At 37.3% G+C, this 19908-nt stretch carries 13 protein-coding genes and 1 tRNA gene; 11 read left to right on the top strand and 3 right to left on the bottom strand.

Translation table 11 applies throughout. The annotated features are described in order from the left end of the window. The first annotated feature begins 33 nt into the window (after window positions 1-33). Window positions 34-1203: a peptidylprolyl isomerase gene (locus LNP19_RS14895; protein ID WP_230062686.1), complete on the top strand. Its 1170-nt coding sequence runs from the start codon at window positions 34-36 to the stop codon at window positions 1201-1203. A 151-nt stretch (window positions 1204-1354) separates the two neighbouring features. Here the strand turns inward: LNP19_RS14895 and LNP19_RS14900 are convergent. Next, a tRNA-Trp gene (locus tag LNP19_RS14900) sits at window positions 1355-1425 on the bottom strand. Between the two features lie 389 nt (window positions 1426-1814). Here LNP19_RS14900 and LNP19_RS14905 point away from each other — a divergent pair. The 5 genes from LNP19_RS14905 (at window position 1815) to LNP19_RS14925 (ending at window position 10803) form a co-directional block, all read left to right on the top strand. Beyond that, window positions 1815-2198, top strand: coding sequence for a hypothetical protein (locus LNP19_RS14905; RefSeq protein WP_230062687.1), 384 nt, complete (start codon window positions 1815-1817; stop codon window positions 2196-2198). A gap of 100 nt (window positions 2199-2298) precedes the next feature. Further along, window positions 2299-3411 carry an efflux RND transporter periplasmic adaptor subunit gene (locus tag LNP19_RS14910; protein WP_230062688.1) on the top strand — a complete coding sequence of 371 codons (1113 nt, stop codon included), beginning with the start codon at window positions 2299-2301 and terminating at the stop codon, window positions 3409-3411. 33 nt (window positions 3412-3444) lie between these two features. Then, window positions 3445-6609, top strand: coding sequence for an efflux RND transporter permease subunit (locus tag LNP19_RS14915; protein ID WP_230062689.1), 3165 nt, complete (start codon window positions 3445-3447; stop codon window positions 6607-6609). A 2-nt stretch (window positions 6610-6611) separates the two neighbouring features. Continuing rightward, window positions 6612-8039, top strand: coding sequence for a TolC family protein (locus LNP19_RS14920; protein WP_230062690.1), 1428 nt, complete (start codon window positions 6612-6614; stop codon window positions 8037-8039). Window positions 8040-8301: 262 nt separating this feature from the next. Continuing rightward, entirely contained in the window at window positions 8302-10803 is a 2502-nt protein-coding gene (locus LNP19_RS14925) for a beta-N-acetylglucosaminidase domain-containing protein (RefSeq protein ID WP_230062691.1), read from the top strand. 87 nt (window positions 10804-10890) lie between these two features. Here LNP19_RS14925 and LNP19_RS14930 read toward each other — a convergent pair whose 3' ends face one another. Continuing rightward, complete coding sequence (locus LNP19_RS14930; protein ID WP_230062692.1) at window positions 10891-11334, bottom strand: hypothetical protein; 444 nt, start codon at window positions 11332-11334, stop codon at window positions 10891-10893. A gap of 266 nt (window positions 11335-11600) precedes the next feature. On the opposite strand from LNP19_RS14930, the gene LNP19_RS14935 reads away from it, so the two are divergent. The 5 genes from LNP19_RS14935 to LNP19_RS14950 all read left to right on the top strand — a co-directional run bounded on the left by LNP19_RS14935 (window position 11601) and on the right by LNP19_RS14950 (window position 19265). Beyond that, window positions 11601-11834 carry a hypothetical protein gene (locus LNP19_RS14935; protein ID WP_230062693.1) on the top strand — a complete coding sequence of 78 codons (234 nt, stop codon included), beginning with the start codon at window positions 11601-11603 and terminating at the stop codon, window positions 11832-11834. A 56-nt stretch (window positions 11835-11890) separates the two neighbouring features. Then, the gene (locus tag LNP19_RS15515) at window positions 11891-12064 is read left to right on the top strand and encodes a hypothetical protein (RefSeq protein ID WP_428979033.1); all 174 of its coding nucleotides are present in this window, start codon (window positions 11891-11893) and stop codon (window positions 12062-12064) included. Window positions 12065-12203: 139 nt separating this feature from the next. Next, window positions 12204-15047, top strand: coding sequence for a M16 family metallopeptidase (locus LNP19_RS14940; protein ID WP_230062694.1), 2844 nt, complete (start codon window positions 12204-12206; stop codon window positions 15045-15047). A 13-nt stretch (window positions 15048-15060) separates the two neighbouring features. Next, complete coding sequence (locus tag LNP19_RS14945; protein ID WP_230062695.1) at window positions 15061-16965, top strand: heavy metal translocating P-type ATPase; 1905 nt, start codon at window positions 15061-15063, stop codon at window positions 16963-16965. 149 nt (window positions 16966-17114) lie between these two features. Next, the gene (locus tag LNP19_RS14950) at window positions 17115-19265 is read left to right on the top strand and encodes a PAS domain-containing protein (protein WP_230062696.1); all 2151 of its coding nucleotides are present in this window, start codon (window positions 17115-17117) and stop codon (window positions 19263-19265) included. A gap of 187 nt (window positions 19266-19452) precedes the next feature. On the opposite strand, the gene LNP19_RS14955 is transcribed toward LNP19_RS14950, so the two are convergent. After that, a complete protein-coding gene (locus LNP19_RS14955) occupies window positions 19453-19809 on the bottom strand; it encodes a hypothetical protein (protein WP_230062697.1) in 357 nt (118 codons plus the stop codon). Window positions 19810-19908 lie beyond the last annotated feature (99 nt).

Genomic DNA, 19908 nt, shown 5'->3' on the forward strand with positions numbered 1-19908 from the left:
CCAACAGAAGAAGAGAACTTTAAATTTAGAAAAATGAAATTCAAATTTTTATTATTTGCATTTATCGGAATGCTGACCGTTCAGGCACAAACCGTAAAAAAAACAGCTGCTCCTAAGAAGGCAATAGCAACAAAATCCAATACAAAAAAGGCTGTAGCTCCCGAAGGAATCTTTGCTGTAATTACTACAACCAAAGGGGAAATTACCCTTGCGCTGGAATATCAAAAAACACCTATTACCGTTGCTAATTTTGTCTCACTCGCCGAAGGAAAAAATGATTTTGTCTCTGACGAAAAACGCAAAGGAAAACCTTTTTTTGATGGCCTAAAATTTCACCGCGTAATCAAGGATTTCATGATTCAAGGAGGTGATCCGTCAGGGAATGGTTCCGGTGGTCCCGGATATGCTTTTAAAGATGAATTCACCGATTTAAAGCACAATAAAGCAGGAATTCTTTCTATGGCTAATTCTGGCCCAGCTACCAATGGAAGTCAGTTTTTTATCACTCATAAAGAAACGTCTTGGCTAGACGGAAAACATACCGTTTTTGGTCATGTTACCCAAGGGATCGAAGTGGTAAACAGTATTGCGCAAGATGATGCCATCACCAAAATTACCATCATTAGAAAAGGAAAATTGGCAAAAAAATTCGACGCACAAAAAGTGTTTGCCGATTATTTTAACAATAAAGAAGAAGACGCCAAAAAACAAGCTGCCATTGAGGCCGAAAAGAAAAAAGTCTTAGCGGAGAAATTGGTTTCTGTTGTTGCCGAAAAAGCGGCTTTTTTGTCTACTACAAAAGCAAATGCTACAAAGACAAACAGCGGACTTGCCTATAAAGTGATCCAAAAAGGAACAGGTGTAAAACCAGTAGATGGATCTACTTTCTACTTTAAATACTCCGGTTACTTTGAAGACGGAAACTTATTTGACAGCAGCTATGAGGATGTAGCCAAAATTTATGGAAAACACGACCCAAACAGAGCGGCTCAAAAAGGATACCAGGCCTTCCCTTTTCAGGCGGGTAAAAAAGACGGTATGATTCCCGGATTTATTGAAGGATTGAGTCTTATGGGATTTGGTGACAAAGTAGTACTGTTCATCCCTTCAAGCTTGGCTTACGGAGAAAGAGGCGCCGGTGGTGTCATACCTCCAAACACAAATCTGGTTTTTGAATTGGAAATGTTTGAAAAACAACCTTAAGTAGAAAAACCGTTTTCTTTAAATAAACAAACCCGACAAGTTTCAATAAACTGTCGGGTTTGTTTATGTTCTGTTATTTTAAATTTTACCAAAGTATCTAATCAACTAGATACCCCCAAATCTTCAAGTACAGACTGTGGCCTATTTCATGCACGGGCGGAGGGATTCGAACCCCCATCAACGGTTTTGGAGACCGCTATTCTACCCTTGAACTACGCCCGTATATTAAAACCAGTAATTGCAAAACCTTACTGCGTCTCATTATCTTTTGCAAAAATAACAATTCAGGACTAATATCAGCCTATTTGAGTTTTTATTTACAAAAAAAAAATAGCAAGCATAAATCAATGGCATTTCTTCTTCTACAATTGCGATCTCAAATTCCGTTTTTGGGTGGATTATATCATTAATTCCGAGTTTAACCTCCTCATCCTACCCCATTTTATAAACCCAAATTTCAGTTTTAATTCATTAACTCTGATATGCAACAACTTGGCTGCCCATCAAAACAATCCAACCTCTTTGAGCCCTGAATATACACTGAAAAAATACTTAAAATTTCCTTAAATCAGGACGCAAAACGCAGTATTAGTATATATTTGCACTCCAAAATGGAAAAGATAAAAACACATAGTAGCTCCCCTTTTATTTGGCTTATTCTGTCATTTTTTTTCTTTAGCAATGCTATAATAGCTCATCCATCTGGAACAATTGGTGTCGACTTATCTTTTTGTAAAACAGAAGCATCTACTGTATCTAGTATTACAAAAACGGCTACACCAATAAAAAAAGCATTCCCAGATAATTCCTCTACGGAAAACCATGTTATATCTCATACCGATACTGGTGAAAACATTGATTTTTTTGCAATAAAAAACAACCAACTCTTTACTGTTACTCCCTTTTACACTTCAAAACAAGGGAAAATCAATTATAAGGAAACATACAATATGCAATTTCATCCTAATATTGTACCACCGCCTCCTGAAGTTTAATATTTATTTATAAGTCCATTTACTTATTTGCTATTCTCAAAACAGAATAGGCAAACACCCCTACTTATACCTATTTTAAATTTCATTAAACAATACTAAAATGAACAAAATTGCTTTGTTTTTTAGCCTATCTGTACTTTTAGGCTCCACAATCTCTTGTAACACAAAAAAAGAAGAAAAGATTGCTTTAGAAAAATATTCTATTACAAAACCTATTCTAGTAGACACTACCTACACTAATGAATATGTTGCTGATATTCAATCATTACAAAATGTAGAAATTCGTACAAAAATCAATGGCTATATCGAAAAAATCCACATAGACGAAGGCAAACCGGTGAAGGCAGGACAACTATTGTTCAGTATCAATAGCCAAAGCCTACAAAAAGAAGTTTTAAAAGCAAAGGCAATGGTAAAAAGTGCCTTGGCTGATGCCAAAAACGCCGAATTGGATTTGCAAAACGTAAAAATTTTGGCCAAAAACAATGTTGTATCTAAAACCGAATTGGAAAAAGCCCATGCCACTTATGCTGCTGCACTAGCCCGTATTGAGGAACACCGCGCAAACGAAGCCAGTGCTGCTATTCATTTATCAATGACACAAATTAGAGCGCCTTTTGACGGAATCATCAACCGCATTCCTTTCAAAACAGGAAGTCTAATTAACGAAGGAACCTTATTGACTACTATTTCTAACAACCGCTCGGTTTATGCCTATTTCAACGTTTCTGAAAAAGAATACTTGCAATTTAAAGCTAAGAACAGTACTAAAGGACAAGATAACATCACCTTACTTCTGGCCGACAATAAACCACATCAACACAAGGGAACTATTGAAACCATCGAAGGAGAATTTGATCAAAATACCGGAAACATTGCCTTTCGCGCCAAATTCCCAAATCCGGAACTGCTGTTAAAACATGGATCAAGCGGAAAAATCCAATTGACCAATACCCTAAACAATGCCTTGATTATTCCCCAAAAAGCCACTTTTGAAATTCAAGACAAACAATACGTCTTTGTAGTAGACAAGAACAATATTGTACGTGCCCGAAACATTGAAATCAGCCAAAGAATTCCACACTTATATGTCATCGCTTCGGGACTTTCTGCTTCCGATAATATCATCTACGAGGGAATTCAAAGCTTAAAAGACGGTGACAAAATAACACCACAACTTATAGCGATGCAACAATTGATTTCCAAATTATAATAAGGCAAAAGTCATACAAAAACAAGACAATTCATGTTTACAAAATTCATACACAGACCCGTACTGTCGATAGTGATATCGCTGATGATAGTACTTTTGGGGGCATTGTCATTGACGCAATTGCCAATGACCCAATTCCCTGACATTGCACCACCCGAGGTAACTGTCACCACCAAATATACTGGTGCTAATGCCGAAGCCTCTGTGAAAGCTGTAGTAACCACCTTGGAACGCGCCGTAAATGGAGTACCCGGAATGGCTTATATGTCATCCGTTTCCGGAAATGACGGAACCAGTGTGATCAATATTATTTTCAACGCTGGTACCGATCCAGAAATTGCCGCAGTAAACGTGCAAAACAGGGTTTCCTCGGTTTTGGACGAACTACCCGAAGAAGTAATCAAATCAGGGGTTATTGTTGAAAAAGTACAAAACAGTATGCTATTGTACCTTAATATTTTGAGTTCGGACACTAATCTGGATGAAAAATTCCTGTACAATTTTGCTGATATCAACATTCTTCCGGAACTCAAACGTATAGAAGGCGTAGGATTTGCTGATATTATGGGCCAACGCGAATACGCTATGCGTGTGTGGTTGAACCCGGTAAAAATGGCATCGTACAACATTTCGACCGAAGAAGTGATACAAAGCCTAAAACAACAAAGCATTGAGGCTGCTCCCGGAAAAGTAGGGGAAAGCTCTGGTAAAATAGAACAATCATTACAATACGTAGTGAAATACACCGGAAAATACAATACCAAAGAACAATACGACAATGTAATTATAAAACGTGATTTTCAAGGAGAGTTGTTGCGTTTAAAAGATATTGCTGAAGTAGAATTTGGTTCATTAGACTATGATGTATTATCGAAAGAAAACGGAAAACCATCGGCAGCAATTGTTTTAAAACAACGCCCGGGAAGTAATGCCAGCGACGTAATTAAGAACATCAAAAATAAGATGGAGGAACTCAAAGTTTCCTTTCCATCAGGAATTTCATATACCTACAGCTACGATGTTTCTAGTTTCCTGAACGCCTCTGTAGAAGGCGTATTATTTACTTTAATTGAAGCCTTCTTATTGGTAGCCCTTGTGGTATTTATCTTTTTGGGTGATTTTCGTTCTACGCTTATTCCGGCTATTGCTGTTCCGGTTTCACTTATCGGGACGTTCTTCTTTATGCAATTGTTCGGATTCTCCATTAACTTGATTACTTTGTTTGCCTTGGTATTAGCCATCGGTATTGTAGTCGACAATGCTATTGTAGTAGTGGAGGCCGTCCATGCCAAAATGGAAGAAGAACATCTCGATGCCAAAGCTGCTACTGAAAGTGCCATGCACGAAATTGGAGGAGCTATTATAGCCATCACCCTAGTAATGTCGGCAGTATTTATACCCGTTGCTTTCCTTCCCGGACCTGCTGGAGTATTCTACCGTCAATTCTCTGTAACTATGGCTATTGCTATTGTTCTTTCGGGTATTAGCGCATTGACCCTTACACCTGCTTTGTGTGCAATGATGTTGAAAAATACGCACGGACAGGCTCGAAAAAACACTTGGATCAATCGTTTTATTGATTCCTTCAACAAACAGTACAACAAAATTTCAGATCGTTACCGAAAATTATTAGGTCTAATAGTCAACCGTCGTGTCGTAACTATTTTAAGCTTACTAATCTTCTGTGTGGCAACAATGGGCTTAGGAAAATTATTACCTACCGGGTTTATTCCAAACGAAGATCAGGGAACAATTTATGCCAGTATCACAACGCCTTCGGGTGCAACCCTTGAGCGTTCAGAAGCTGTAGTAGATGCCATTCAGGAAGTGGCTATGAAAAATGAAGGAGTCGCCTCGGTTTCAACCTTGGCAGGATACAACTTTCTTACAGACGGAACAGGGGCTTCTTACGGGATGAACTTAATCAGTTTAAAAAGCTGGAAAGACCGAAAAGGCAATACAGATCAAGACATTATCCAGCAATTAAAAGAAAAAACCAATCATATTAAGGATGCTAAAATTGAATTCTTTACCCCTCCTCCGGTACCAGGATACGGAAACTCGAGTGGATTTGAGCTCCGAATTTTGGACAAAACCGGTAAAGGTGATTTGAAAAAATTAGAAGAAGTAGCTACTAATTTTGCAGCCGAACTAAACAAAAACGAGGCTATCAAAAACAGTTTCTCTTCTTTTGATGCTAGTTTCCCTCAGTATTTGGTAAACATTGACAATACCAAAGCCGCTCAAAAAGGAGTGAATGTCAACGAAGTGCTAAGCACCCTGCAAACCTATTTGGGAAGTGATTATGCTACCAACTTTATCCGATTCAATCAGATGTACAAAGTAATGGTACAATCATCTCCAGAATACCGTGCCAAGCCCGAAGACATTCTAAAATTATATGCCAAAAACTCCGAAGGCGAAATGGTCGCAATGTCTTCCTTTTTATCCATTGAAAAAGTGTATGGACCGGAACAAATTACGCGTTACAACATGTACCCTTCGGCTATGTTAAACGGAGAACCGACCGAAGGTTATAGTAGTGGTCAGGCAATCGATGCCGTAAAAGCCATTGCCGCCGAAAAACTACCCAAAGGATATGGATACGACTGGGGTGGTTCATCACGTGATCAGGCTAGTGCGGGTAATGAAGCGATATACATTTTCCTCATCTGTTTGTTATTTATTTATTTCCTACTCGCAGCCCAATACGAGAGTTTCTTATTGCCTCTACCGGTAATTTTATCCTTGCCAACGGGGATCTTAGGAGCCTTTTTCTTATTAGCCGCTTTGGGATTAGAAAACAACATTTACGCCCAAGTAGCCATGGTTATGCTTATTGGACTTTTGGGTAAAAATGCCGTATTAATCATCGAATTTGCTGTGCTGCGCCACAAAGACGGACTGCCTCCGCTGCAAGCTGCCATCGAAGGGGCTACAGCCCGTTTGCGTCCTATCTTGATGACTTCATTTGCTTTTGTCGCCGGATTAATTCCATTAATGTTGGCCTCCGGAGCTGGTGCCATTGGAAACCGAACCATCGGAACTGCCGCTGCGGGAGGAATGTTTTTCGGGACTCTTTTTGGAGTACTGATTATCCCGGGCTTGTACTTCATTTTTGCCAGTATTTCCGAGAAACACCCTCTTATTGAAGGAGAAGAAGAAAATCCACTAACCGAAGAAATTGATTCCTTATAATTATGTCAAGAACAAAAATAATAGCAGGATGTGCCATCCTAGCGCTTTTTGCGCTGGGATGCAAAACGATAGCAACTCCAACAATGGCCGAAATGAAACCGTTGCCCGAATCCTATGTAGCTTCAAAAGACACATTGAATATAGCCGCTACAAAATGGGATCTGTTTTACAAAGATCAAAATCTAAAACAATTGATCGAGATAAGTCTGGCGAATAACTACGATTTACTGGCCGCAATGCAAAAAATTGAAATCGCACGCAGCAGCTTACGCCTGAACAAAGGAGCACAGTTGCCAAATGGTAGTGCGGGAATAAGTGCTGCGCAGCGCAAATTCGGATTATATACTATGGATGGTGCCGGAAATGCCACCACAGATATAAAACCCGGACAAATCGTACCGGAACACTTGCCTGATTATTTAGCTGGATTCAATGCGAGCTGGGAAATTGATATTTGGGGAAAACTTCGCTCCAAGAAAAAAGCGGCTGCCGCTCGTTACAGCGGAAGCATAGAAGGCAAAAATGCCATTCAAACCGCATTAATTGCCGAAGTAGCCTCAGCTTATTTCGAATTATTGGCTTTGGATAACGAATTGGACATCATCAGAGAAACCATCGTATTACAGCAAGCGGCTTTAGAAGTCATTAAAATAAAAAAAGAAGCTGCCGTTTTAAACGAATTAGCCGTAAAACAATTTGAAGGACAATTGTCAAATTCAAAAGCTTTTGAATTCGAAATCATACAGAAAATTGCCCTTACCGAAAACCGTTTAAATTTCTTGAGCGGTCAATTTCCTCAAACTATTTTACGCGATAAGACGAAATTCAACGCTGAGAATACAAGTCCAATCAGCTTAGGAATTCCATCCCAACTTCTTAAAAACAGACCCGACATCCGTCAGGCTGAACTGGAATTAATTGCCTCAAAATGTGATGTGAAATCGGCCAAAGCTGCTTTTTACCCTTCCTTTACTATAACCGGAAGTGTGGGATACCAAGCCTTCAAAACGGCGCTTTGGTTTCAATCTCCTGATTCTTTCGCTTATACACTTTTAGGAGGTTTGACAGCTCCTTTATTGAACCGAAGCGCTATCAAAGCACAGTTCAATACAGCCAAAGCCAACCAAACAGAGGCTTTATTAAACTATCAAAAAACAATTTTGAACGGTTATATTGAGGTAGCCAACGAATTGTCCAACCTGAATAATCTAAAACAATTGTACGAGCTAAAGGATAAAGAAGTCGCGTCCTATACACAATCTATTACGATCGCAAATGATCTTTTTAAATCAGGTAGAGCAAGCTATTTAGAGGTTCTAATGAGCCAGCGTACGGCCTTAGAATCAAAAATAGAATTAATTACCACCAAAAAACTCCAACATCAGGCTGCTATAAACCTATACAAAGCGTTGGGTGGAGGATGGCAATAATGCAATTCCTTTTTATAATTGTTTCTTTTAGCTTATTAGTACAAAAGCTAATGTGAACAATAGAAAACCAAAGAGGCTGTACGAAAAGTAATTTTCAAACAGCCTCTTTCCTTTTGGACTGAATTATCACTTTTTTAAGACAAAAACATTTTTTCATAAAAGACAATTCGCATATATTTACCGGTTTCGGTTTGACTCATTATTACATTTCAGTCGTAAAAATGCTAAAATCAAATTAACCTCTATAACATTAAACTAAAAAATGAAACTAAAACACCTCTTACTAACTGCCTTATTTTTATGCTTTGTAACTACTGGCTGGACGCAAAACAGCAGCCACAACATTTACCCAAGTCCACAGCTCATAAACCTCAGCGAACAAAAAATTAGTGCCGATGTGGCCTACAAATTAGAAGGGAATTTCAAATTAAAATCCAATAGCGTGGCTTTGTTGAACGAAATATTCAACGTTCAAAATAAAAGTAAACTCTTGCCTGTAATTATTAATTCGATCAATAAAACAGATTTACAAATATCAGGAGCTTACACTTTAAAAATTACTCCTCAGTCGATACAAATTGTCGTTTATGATAATCGTTCCGTTTTTTATGCACTGCAAACTTTAAAGCAATTAAAAAAAGACAACAAGCTTCCTTTAGTTGATATTACTGATTTTCCGGATGTTCTTTCGCGTGGTTCTGTTGAAGGATTTTATGGTACACCTTGGAGTCATGAAGATCGCATTTCGCAATTTAAATTTTACGGAAAATTAAAATTAAACACCTATATCTACGGTCCAAAAGACGATCCTTACCACTCTTCCCCAAACTGGAGAAAACCCTATCCGGCAGAAAATGCCAAGCAAATTAAGGAACTCGTTCAAGAAGCAAACAACAATGAAGTTAATTTTACTTGGGCTATCCATCCCGGTTTAGACATTCAATGGAACAACGCTGATCGCTTAGCTATTTTAAATAAACTGGAATTGATGTATGATTTAGGCATACGCTCCTTTGCCGTATTTTTTGATGATATTTCAGGTGAAGGTACCAAAGCCGAAAAACAGGCTGAATTATTAAACTATATCCAAAATCAATTTATCGAAAAGAAAAAAGATGTTTTGCCTTTGATCATGTGTCCTACTGAATACAACAAGGCCTGGTCAGACCCAAAACCAAATACCTATTTAGACATTTTGGGAGATAAATTACATCCTGCAATACAAATTATGTGGACCGGCGACCGAGTTATAGACGATGTTAGCAAAGCGGACTTGGATTGGATCAATAAACGCATCAAACGCAAAGCCTACATTTGGTGGAATTTCCCTGTAAGTGATTACGTTCGCGATCATTTGTTGATGGGCGCAGCTTATGGGCTGGACACTTCAATCAAAAACGATTTATCCGGTTTTGTGTCCAATCCAATGGAGCGAGCCGAAGCTTCTAAACTGGCCTTATTTAGTGTGGCTTTGTATTCTTGGAATCTAAAAAGCTACGAACCAATGTCGGCTTGGCATGCGGCGGCAAAATACATTATGCCTGAAGCCGCAACGGCTTTTCAATTATTCAATGAGCACAATAGTGATTTAGGACCAAACGGTCACCGTTACAGAAGAGACGAATCGGTTATCATAAAACCGACAATAGATTCTTTCTTGGCAGCCTACAAAAACGGAAATTATTCGGCTGAATTAGCTTCCAAAATCAAAACGGAATTTGAAAATATCATTCCCGTTTCTCAAGAACTGAGAAGCAAATCTCTCAATAAGAATCTGATTCGTGAGATCGATCCTTGGCTGACTCAATTTAACTTATTAGGAAAAGCAGGACTGCAAACGATGTTATTTCTTGAAGCAAAAGAATCTGGTAATAAAGCGATGGCTTGGGATAATTATTTAAAAACGAAAATGCTTTTTGACAGTATCACTATAGTAGATAAAACTTTCAACCAAAATCCCTATCAACCGGGCGTAAAAACGGGTTCTTTAGTTTTAATGCCTTTTGTTAAAACTATTTTTGATGAGGCTCAAAACTACTTTATTCCTACTATAGCAAATTCTGAAAGCCATAGCACTACGGCTCTGATCAGCAATACAGAGAAATTAAAAAACCAACCTTTGCAATTAAACAATGGCAGTATTGCGATATCCCCTATTTTGGAAGTTATAAACCTGAATCCGCAACAATATCTGGGAATTCATATTGACAAAAGTTTAAAAGCTAAAGAATTCTACTTTAACTTAGAATCGAATACTTTGATGGAAAATGGAGTATTTGAAACTTCAACAGATGGTGTTAATTGGCAAGTTTTAACGGTGGAGCAGAAAAAAGGAAAAGGAAATCTTAAAGTTTTGACCGACGGCATAAAATACATCCGATTCAAAAACATTGCTCCCGAAGTTAAGAGTTTGTTCCTAAAAGAATTTAAAGTAATTGTGGAAGCCGAAAATAAAAACACAGATCAAACGATCTATGTTCAAGATTATTCGATTGCAACCTATTTAGAACTGAATACTAAGAACGAACTGAACTTGCCTTTGTCTCTAAATAAGCAAACAAAAACGATAAGCTTACTTGTAGAAAACAGCAACAAGCCTTTTGAAATAAACCAAATCAGCAAGCGAGGCAAAAAAACTCCAATCTATAAAGGTGCCGAAAATTACATCCTAATCCCTTCAAAACAATTAAAAAAAGCGACTGCCATAGAAATAAACTCTAACGGCAATAAAGATTTTAGAATCTATGAAATACTGGAAAACTAAGCCTTTAAAAAATTAGCACAGTCCTGTTTTGCAACAAAAAACCCGATAGTTTAAAAGCTATCGGGTTTTGTTTTTTATGAATGCGAATTACTTTTTAGCAGGAAACTTCCAGTCAAACTCATCTTTTTGATTGATGATGGCGCCAATTTCAAATTTCACCACCTCATTAAATTCCGTTTGAAAAATAATCCAGTTTTCCTCGTTGAAATAGTTCTCAAAAGTGTCAAACTCTTCTTGCGTAAATTTAGTGATTCCTTTGGCAGCCAAATCTTTCTTGACATCATTGATGTTTTTACCAATCACTTTATTGCCAAACAATTCCAATTCTGGACTAGAAGCTACCATATAGCCCAGCTTGAACTCTTCTTCTTTGTAAAAAGTCAAACGAATTTTGAGCTTAATATAGGCGAAAATTACGTTATCGTCCTCGTCTTTGTAGTCTCTATCCGGCTTACCGTAAATAGCGGTAACGTCCTTTTGTTTCATCCCGAAAATGAGTTTATCAATTCCGTTTTTTAGGTTTATTTTCATCTGATTCTATTTTAACGCAAAGTTCGCAAAGTTTTTCGCAAACTGCGCTATAATTTTTGGTTTATAATTATTTTGAATTTCTCTATTTTTAGATAAAAACTATTTACAAATAGGAGTTAGTTCTAATGACTTAATATTTAGAAAAAAATCAATCTTTTCATACCTTCTATCAAACCTAAATCCAATCTTACAGCTACTACCCGATGCTATTAACAGTCATTTGGAAAATTCGCGATAAATATCGAACTTTACAAAAAATGAAATCGATGAATGCTTTAGACAATATCAAAAACAGTTTGATTGATCGAATTTTAGCTACCAAAAATGAAAGATTATTGGAAGCTATAAATAGTATTTTTGATTCCACTCAATCTGAAGAAATTATTTCACTTTCATCAGAACAAATAGAAATGTTAGCTATGAGCGAACTAGATATTCAAGCTGGAAAACTCATTTCTGAATCTGAGCTAAACATACGGGATTCTGAATGGCTCAGTTAAAAATATTTTGGACCGAAACTGCAATCCAACAAAGAAATTATATTTTTGAATATTGGATGGAAAGAAATAAAAGCAATACTTACGCAAAAAAGCTGAATCAAAAAATAAAGGAACGAACCGAACTTTTAAAACAAAATTCTGAACTAGGAAAGAAACGGAATTTAAAAATACTAGGGCAGTTTCTCTTGGTCATTATAGTATTCTCTATCAAAAATATCATTCAAAAATAATTATTAGCGGTTTTTGGGACAATAGACAAGAGCCTAAAAAATTATTAAAACTTCTTAAGAGCAATCAATAGTCTCTACTACAACATTAAATCCTATTTCAATTAGCCAATACTCTAAAAAAACAACTTAAAATTTCATCATGAAATCATTCCAGTTTCTAACAATCTCTTTCTTCATCTTTACGGGATTCATTTCCTATGGACAAAAGGATGCCAAAGCCAATAAGTCAAAAGAATTCAAGGTAGAATTTGAACAATTTACCTTAGACAATGGTTTGCAAGTCATCTTGCATATTGATCGCTCTGACCCCGTTGTTGCCGTTGCATTGACCTGCCATGTGGGATCAGCGAGAGAGAAAAAAGGTCGAACTGGTTTTGCCCACTTATTCGAGCATTTGCTTTTCTTGGAATCGGAGAATCTGGGGAAAGGCGGATTGGATAAAATGAGTGCCCGCATTGGAGGTTCCGGTGCTAATGGTTCCACCAGTCGCGATAGAACAAATTATTATCAAACCGTTCCCAAAGATGCCTTAGAAAAAATGATTTGGGCAGAAGCCGATAAACTGGGTTATTTCATCAATACGGTTACTGATCCTGTGCTTGCCAAAGAAAAACAAGTAGTAAAAAACGAGAAAAGACAGAGCTATGATAACAGACCTTATGGAAATAATTTCTCTGTAATCAATTCCAATTTATATCCTGAAAATCATCCGTACCATTGGGAAGTGATCGGTTCTTTGGAAGATTTACAAAATGCTTCTCTTCAGGACGTAAAAGAATTCTACAACCGCTGGTATGTCCCTAACAATGTGACATTGACTATTGCCGGTGATTTTGATGTCAAACAAACCAAGGCTTGGGTACAAAAATATTTTAGCGAAATAAAACGTGGCGAAACGATTCCAAAAATGGAAAAACAGCCCGTAACGCTGACCGAAACTAAAAAATTATACCACGAAGATAATTTTGCGCGTTTGCCGCAACTTACCCTAACTTGGCCTTCTGTTTACGAATACCATCCAGACAGCTATGCGTTGGAAGTTTTGGCTACTTATCTTTCCAAAGGGAAAAAAGCGCCTTTGTACAAAACGCTGGTAGAAAACCTGAAATTGACCGATGAAGTAGAATTGTCGCAATACAATTCTGAACTAGCGGGACAGTACATCCTCAATGTTGTTGCTTTTGACAAAACCGACCTGAATTCTGTGATGAATGGTGTAAACGAAGCCTTCAAAAATTTTGAAAAAGAAAGGATTTCACTACAAGATTTAAACCGAATTAAAGCCGGTCAGGAAACTGCTTTTTACAACGGACTATCGAGTGTTTTGGGTAAAGGTTTTCAGCTTGCCCAATACGAAATTTTTGCAGGAACTCCTGATTTCATCAATCAAGACGTAAAAAATATCCTTGCTGTAACGACCGAAGATGTGATGCGTGTTTATAAAAAATACATCAAAGACAAACATTTTATTGCTACCAGTTTTGTACCAAAAGGCCAAGCCAATTTAGCACTGAAAGGATCAACTCTAGCCACCGTTGTTGAAGAAAAAATAATTGAAGGCAAAGAAGATTCATTCGACGCCAGCATTGCCGCAACTTATGAAAAAACAGCCTCCAGCTTTGACCGAAGTGTGGAACCTGCTTATGGAAAAAGTCCGGATGTTGTATTGCCATCGGTTTGGAAAGACAAATTATCATCGGGTTTGAGTCTTTTTGGAATCGAAAATCAGGAAGTGCCTTTGGTACAATTTCAATTGCAGATCAAAGGTGGGATTTTGTTGGAAAATACGTCGAAAATTGGTGTTTCAAATTTGTTAGCAGAATTGATGACAAAAGGAACCCAAAATAAAACACCTCAACAATTAGAGAACGCTATTGAAAGTCTTGGAGCCACCATCAAGGCTTCAGCTACTGACGAATCTATTTTAATCCAAGGAAATACACTGGCAAAAAACTACGCCCAGACAATGAAATTAGTTCAGGAAATTGTATTACAGCCTCGCTGGGATGCCAAAGAATTTGATTTGATAAAACAAAGTACTTTGAGTCAAATTCAACAACAAAAAGCAGATCCGAACAATATTGCCCGAAATGAATTCCGAAAATTAGTTTACGGAAAAGAATCCATTTTGTCGAATAATCGCATCGGAACCGAAAATTCAATCAACAGCATTAGCCTTGCTGATTTGAAAGACTATTACAACCAAAATATCTCTCCATCGGTTTCTGATTTCCAAATTGTTGGCGCAGTTTCAAAAGCCGAAATAAATCGTTCCTTAGCCGATTTAAATAAAAACTGGAAGTCTAAAAAAGTAACTTTCCCGGCGATAAAAGTAGCCGAAACTCCAGAAAGTTCTAAAATCTATTTCTACGATGTTCCCGGTGCCAAACAATCGGTGATCAGAATAGGATATCCGGCTCTTGCCGCCACAGATGCTGATTTCTATCCTGCTGACATCATGAATTACCGTTTGGGAGGCGGAGGTTTCTCATCGCAGCTTACCCAAGAATTACGCGAAGGAAAAGGCTATACCTACGGGATTGGCTCTTCATTTGACGGAACCAATACTAAAGGACCGTTTACTATTTACAGCGGAGTACGTTCAAATGTAACCTTCGAATCAGTAAGTTTGATAAAAGAAATTTTAGATCAATATGGAGCGAATTTTAATGCGAATGATCTTGATGTCACTAAAAGCTATTTGATTAAAAGTAACGCCAGAGCATTTGAAACAATGGGTTCTAAATTAGAAATGCTTTACGACATCAGCAACTACAACTTCGCTAATGACTATGCCAAACAAAGGGAAAACATAGTAAAAAACATCTCCACAGATGATATAAAAAAGCTTTCAAATAAATATTTAAACACCAACAAAATGATCTATTTAATTGTAGGTGATGCCGAAACGCAACTTAAAAAATTAGAGCAAATTGGTTTTGGAACACCCGTTCTTTTAAACAAACAGCAAATCAATAATTAGAATAAAAAACTTTATGAAACTGCCAATAAACGACAAAAAATTCCTTTCACTTCTGCTTGCTATTAGCATTGTGATTGTTTTAGAAATTTTATCGCTTATTGGCATTCATATTCCCATGCCTTATGAGCCTTTTGTTTTTGCCGTCTTTATTATAGGTATTGGACATGGGGTTTTAATAAATGGCGCAAAAGCCATTTTCAAACTTCAATTCAGCAGTATCAATTTACTGATGACCATTGCGGTTGTTGCCGCCTTCTATTTGGGCGAATATCCCGAAGCGGCAGTCGTTATTGTACTCTACGTTTTAGGCGAGCGATTGGAGGATATTGGTCTGGAAAACTCAAAATCAGCCTTGGATGAATTGGTACGTAAGGCTCCCAAAACCGCTTTTGTAAAATCAGAAAACAAGGCAATTATCCTTAACCAAATTGCTGTAGGAACCATCATTCAGGTAAAACCCGGAGAAATGATTCCTATGGACGGAAAAATTATCTCAGGAGAAACCACGGTTGATGAAGCCGCCATTACCGGAGAACCTATCCCAAAAGAAAAACATCCGGGCGATACCTTATTTGCGGGAACGCTCAACAAAAATAATTTTATTGAAATGGAAACAACAAAACTTTCCATCGATAGTACTTTTGCTAAAATCATCCGACTCACCTTTGAAGCTGCTGCCTCCAAAAGTGAAACTCAAAAATTCATCCAGCGTTTTTCTCAATTTTATACCCCAACAATTATTGCCTTGGCAGTTTTGGTTTTTGCGATTCCGGTTTTTGTACTGCATTTGGATTTCAATCTTTGGCTCAAACAAGCCATCACACTTTTGGTGATTGCCTGTCCTTGCGCACTGGTCATCTCCACTCCCGTTGCCATTTATGCTGCTATTGGGAACGCTTCCGCAAAAGGTGCTCTGGTAAAAGGAGGAAAATACATCGAATCGATGGCTCATGTCAAAGCGATTGCTTTAGACAAAACCCGAACCATTACTTATGGAAATCCAATTGTTTCAGATATTTTCCCGTTAAACGGAACCTCTCGCGAAAAACTATTAGCCTGTGCTGCCGGAGCCGAACTTTTTTCTGAACATCCTTTGGCGCAAGCCATCGTTACCGCAAGCAGAGCGGAAGGATTTGAGCCACACAAAGCCGAAGGTTTTAAAAGTATCATGGGCAAAGGCGCTATGGCAAAATGCCTGGTCTGTGTGGATGAAACCGTTTTTGTGGGCAAACTTGAATTCATCAAAGAATATCATACGGTGACTGAGGAAGCCGAAAAAATAGTAGCACAATTGGCTTCAGAAGGCAAAACAAGCGTAGTGGTAAGTTTTGGCAAAGAAGTTGCGGGTATTATTGGTCTGACAGACGAGATAAAACCGGACAGTATAACCGCGATAAAACAATTACAAGCACAAAACATAGCATTGATAATGCTAACGGGTGACAGTGAAAAAGCAGCACATTACGTAGGCAAACAAGTGGGAATAAAAAAAGTGTTTGGCGGTTTACTTCCCGAGAATAAATCCGAAAAAATAAAAGAACTACTGCAAGAATATAAGAATGTAGCCATGGTGGGCGACGGTATAAATGATGCGCCAGCCTTGGCATTAAGTACTGTAGGGATTGCCATGGGAGCGGCAGGGAGTGATACTGCAATAGAAACCGCCAATATTGCCCTGATGAACGACAACTTATCTCTTATCCCTTTTTTAATTCGCCTCAGCAAAAAAACATTGTCCCGAATAAAAATCAATACCATAGGTGCAATTACGGTAAAAATTATTTTCATCATTCTGGCCTTTTTGGGCTACAGCAATTTAGTTTTAGCCATTGCCGCCGATGTAGGAGTTACATTAGTTGTGATCGTACTGAGCCTGAACTTGATGAAATTTGAACACAACCAAGACAGTTCTAATTAAAATACCCCCCCTTTTTTTTAATTTTTACAATCTTTCCATAGTAGAAAAATGGAATAGCCGTTAAAAAATTAAATATAAATCACTAACTTTCAGATACATAAATAATAGATTCGGTTTTAGTAAAATTCCTTTTAAAAAACCCTAAAATCATGAAAGTTTCTTTTGAAAAAAAAATATTTCTTGGATTCATTGTAAACTTATTGGTAGTTATTGCTTCAGGCTTAATTTTTATTTCAAGGCTGAACAAACAAACAAATCAATACATGGATCCCTTGCTTAACTGGGTAGAGCTTTCATTATTTTTACTTTCTATCATTTTATTAATCATTGTTTATTTTATTATTCGCTCCCAATTACGCGCCAAAAAAATCTCAGGAGACTTACTTTACGAAAACAGACAGCTCCTGCGATCCATTATAGACAATACCACCAATCCAATTTTTATAAAAAAATTAAATGGAGAATACCTGCTCGTAAACAAGCAATTTGGTGCCTTATTTAAAATTTCAAACGACGAAATACTGGGAAAAACAGACTATGATTTTCTGCCAAAAAGCACCGCCGATCGCTACAGGAATTCAGATCTTGAAGTTGTAAAAGTATTAAGAGAATTAAAGATTGAAGAAATAATTGAGCAAGAGAATGGACCACACACTTATATAGCGGTAAAATTCCCCTTGTATGATGCCGCAGGAAGAATTTATGCTATAGGTGGAATTTCAACTGACATCTCCGACAGGAAAAAACTGGAAGAATCCAACAAGATCACCAACAAATTCTTCAATATGTCTTTAGATATTATGGTCATTGCTTCCAAAGACATGTTCATCCGAATCAATCCATCATTTAGTAAGACCCTAGGATATACAGAGGAAGAATTATTGAGCCATCCGTTGCTCACATATATTCATCCGGAAGATAAGACTGCTACTCAAAAAGAAATTGATAAACTCAAAACAGGTGTTTCAATTATCCAATTTGAAAACAGATGGATCTGCAAAGACAAATCCATCAAACGCCTCTTATGGTCGGCTTCCCCTGATGTTTCAACAGGATTGTTTTATGCCGTGGGACATGACATTACTGCTCAAAAGGAAATTGAAAACTCACTCATTATTGCTGACACTTTCTTTAATATCTCCTACGATATTTTTGTAGTAGCCAAAGACGACTATTTTATAAAAATAAATCCAGCCTTTACAAGGACTCTTGGCTACGATCAAGAGGATATGAATAACATGCCTTTTTTATCCTTTACTCATCCCGAAGAACAAAGGGCTTCGCTCAATTCGATGAAAAACTTACAAAAAGGAAGTACTGTTTTTAATCATCGTGCCCGAACCCTTTGCAAAGACGGCACCTATAAATGGCTCGACTGGACCAGTACATTTGATGTTCGAACGGGATTAATGTATGCAGCAGCTCGCGATATCACTAAATTGATTGAAAATGAGGAATCCTTAAAAATGTCAAATCAGTTTTTTAATATGGCATTCGACATCCTCACGGTAACCAAAGAGAATAAATTAGTAAAAATAAATCCCGCCTTCACAAAAACATTAGGCTACAATCAGAAAGAGATAAACAAACTAAAATTTACAGAATTAATCCATCCTGACAATAAAAAGACCGTCGAAGAAATATTAGCCAAACTTTCAAAAGAGAACCCATCTGTGAATTTCAAAGACCGTATATTATGCAAAGACGGCACCTATAAATGGCTGGACTGGAATGTCAATATTGATACTAAAAAAAACATCTTGTATTCTGTAGCGCGCGATATCACTGAAAAAGTGCGTTTAGAAGAAGAAGAGAAAAAAATAATAAATGAGCTTTATGAAAATGAAGAAAAACTACAATTGATTATTGAAAATATAAATGAAGCGGTCATTGTAGCAAATCTGGACAAAGAAATTATCATGGCCAATTATATGGCCAATGAAATTTTTGGGGTTGAAAATGATGCCAAAATCCCCGCTAACTTGTCAGAGCATTTTGAATTGTATTTCCCGGATGAACAAACCGTTTTTCCTTCGCAAAATCTTCCAATGGAACGCGCCTTAAACGGGGAAGAAACAAATGATGTAGATGTTATACTTTGGAATCCCACCACTCATATAAAAAGACGAGTGCTCATTAGTGGCAAACCTTTAATTGACCAGGACAAAAATGTGGTTGCCGCCGTGGTCACCATCAAAGACATCAGCAATTATAAAAAAATGGAAGAAGAATTAAAAGAAACCGAATCCAAGTACAGACAACTGATTGGTTTTAGAAAAGAAGACAAAAAAGAATCCTAAGCTTGTCCATCCTTTTTCGTCTTGCTTCATACTGTTTTTTTAATGCTTTTCTACGAAGAATTTTGCTGTTATAGAGTGTTAATTTAATAAATAAAATTAATGCTGTAAACTATTAAGGCATTAAGCTAATTAAGTATTTTTCATCTTAATTGTCTTAATGCCTTAATGCTAAAATATTTTTTCGCCTTTATTCGCTCATTTCGTCGTAACGCATGGGAACTTGCGGATCGTAAAGCGGACATTTGAATTCTTCCATAATGTCCACTAAAGTGTCCATTGTCTTTCCCTCGGTACCATAGCAATCGATCTGGATACTTTGAGGTGTAGTCTTTACCTGAAAAGCACCTACTCCATTGCTGTTTTTCCAGCTGTTATCATCTACTTTTTCCCATTTTGAGAATTTAGAAGCAATTCTGTTCAAAATTACTTGAACAGGAAGTTCTTCCAGTCCATCTACGGATTGTTGCTCCATGATGGCTTCATAGACCTCCTGATGGTTTAAATAAACCTCATCCAAATATTTCCAAAAAATTAATTCGTACATATCCTTCTTGTTTTTAGCCCCGATAGCAGCGACATCCTTTGTGTTTTTTCTTTAAAAACATAAAGATACAGCGGATAGCGGGCATAGCTCCTAAAAAAA

The organism is Flavobacterium acetivorans (assembly GCF_020911885.1).
Taxonomy (GTDB): Bacteria; Bacteroidota; Bacteroidia; order Flavobacteriales; family Flavobacteriaceae; genus Flavobacterium; species Flavobacterium acetivorans.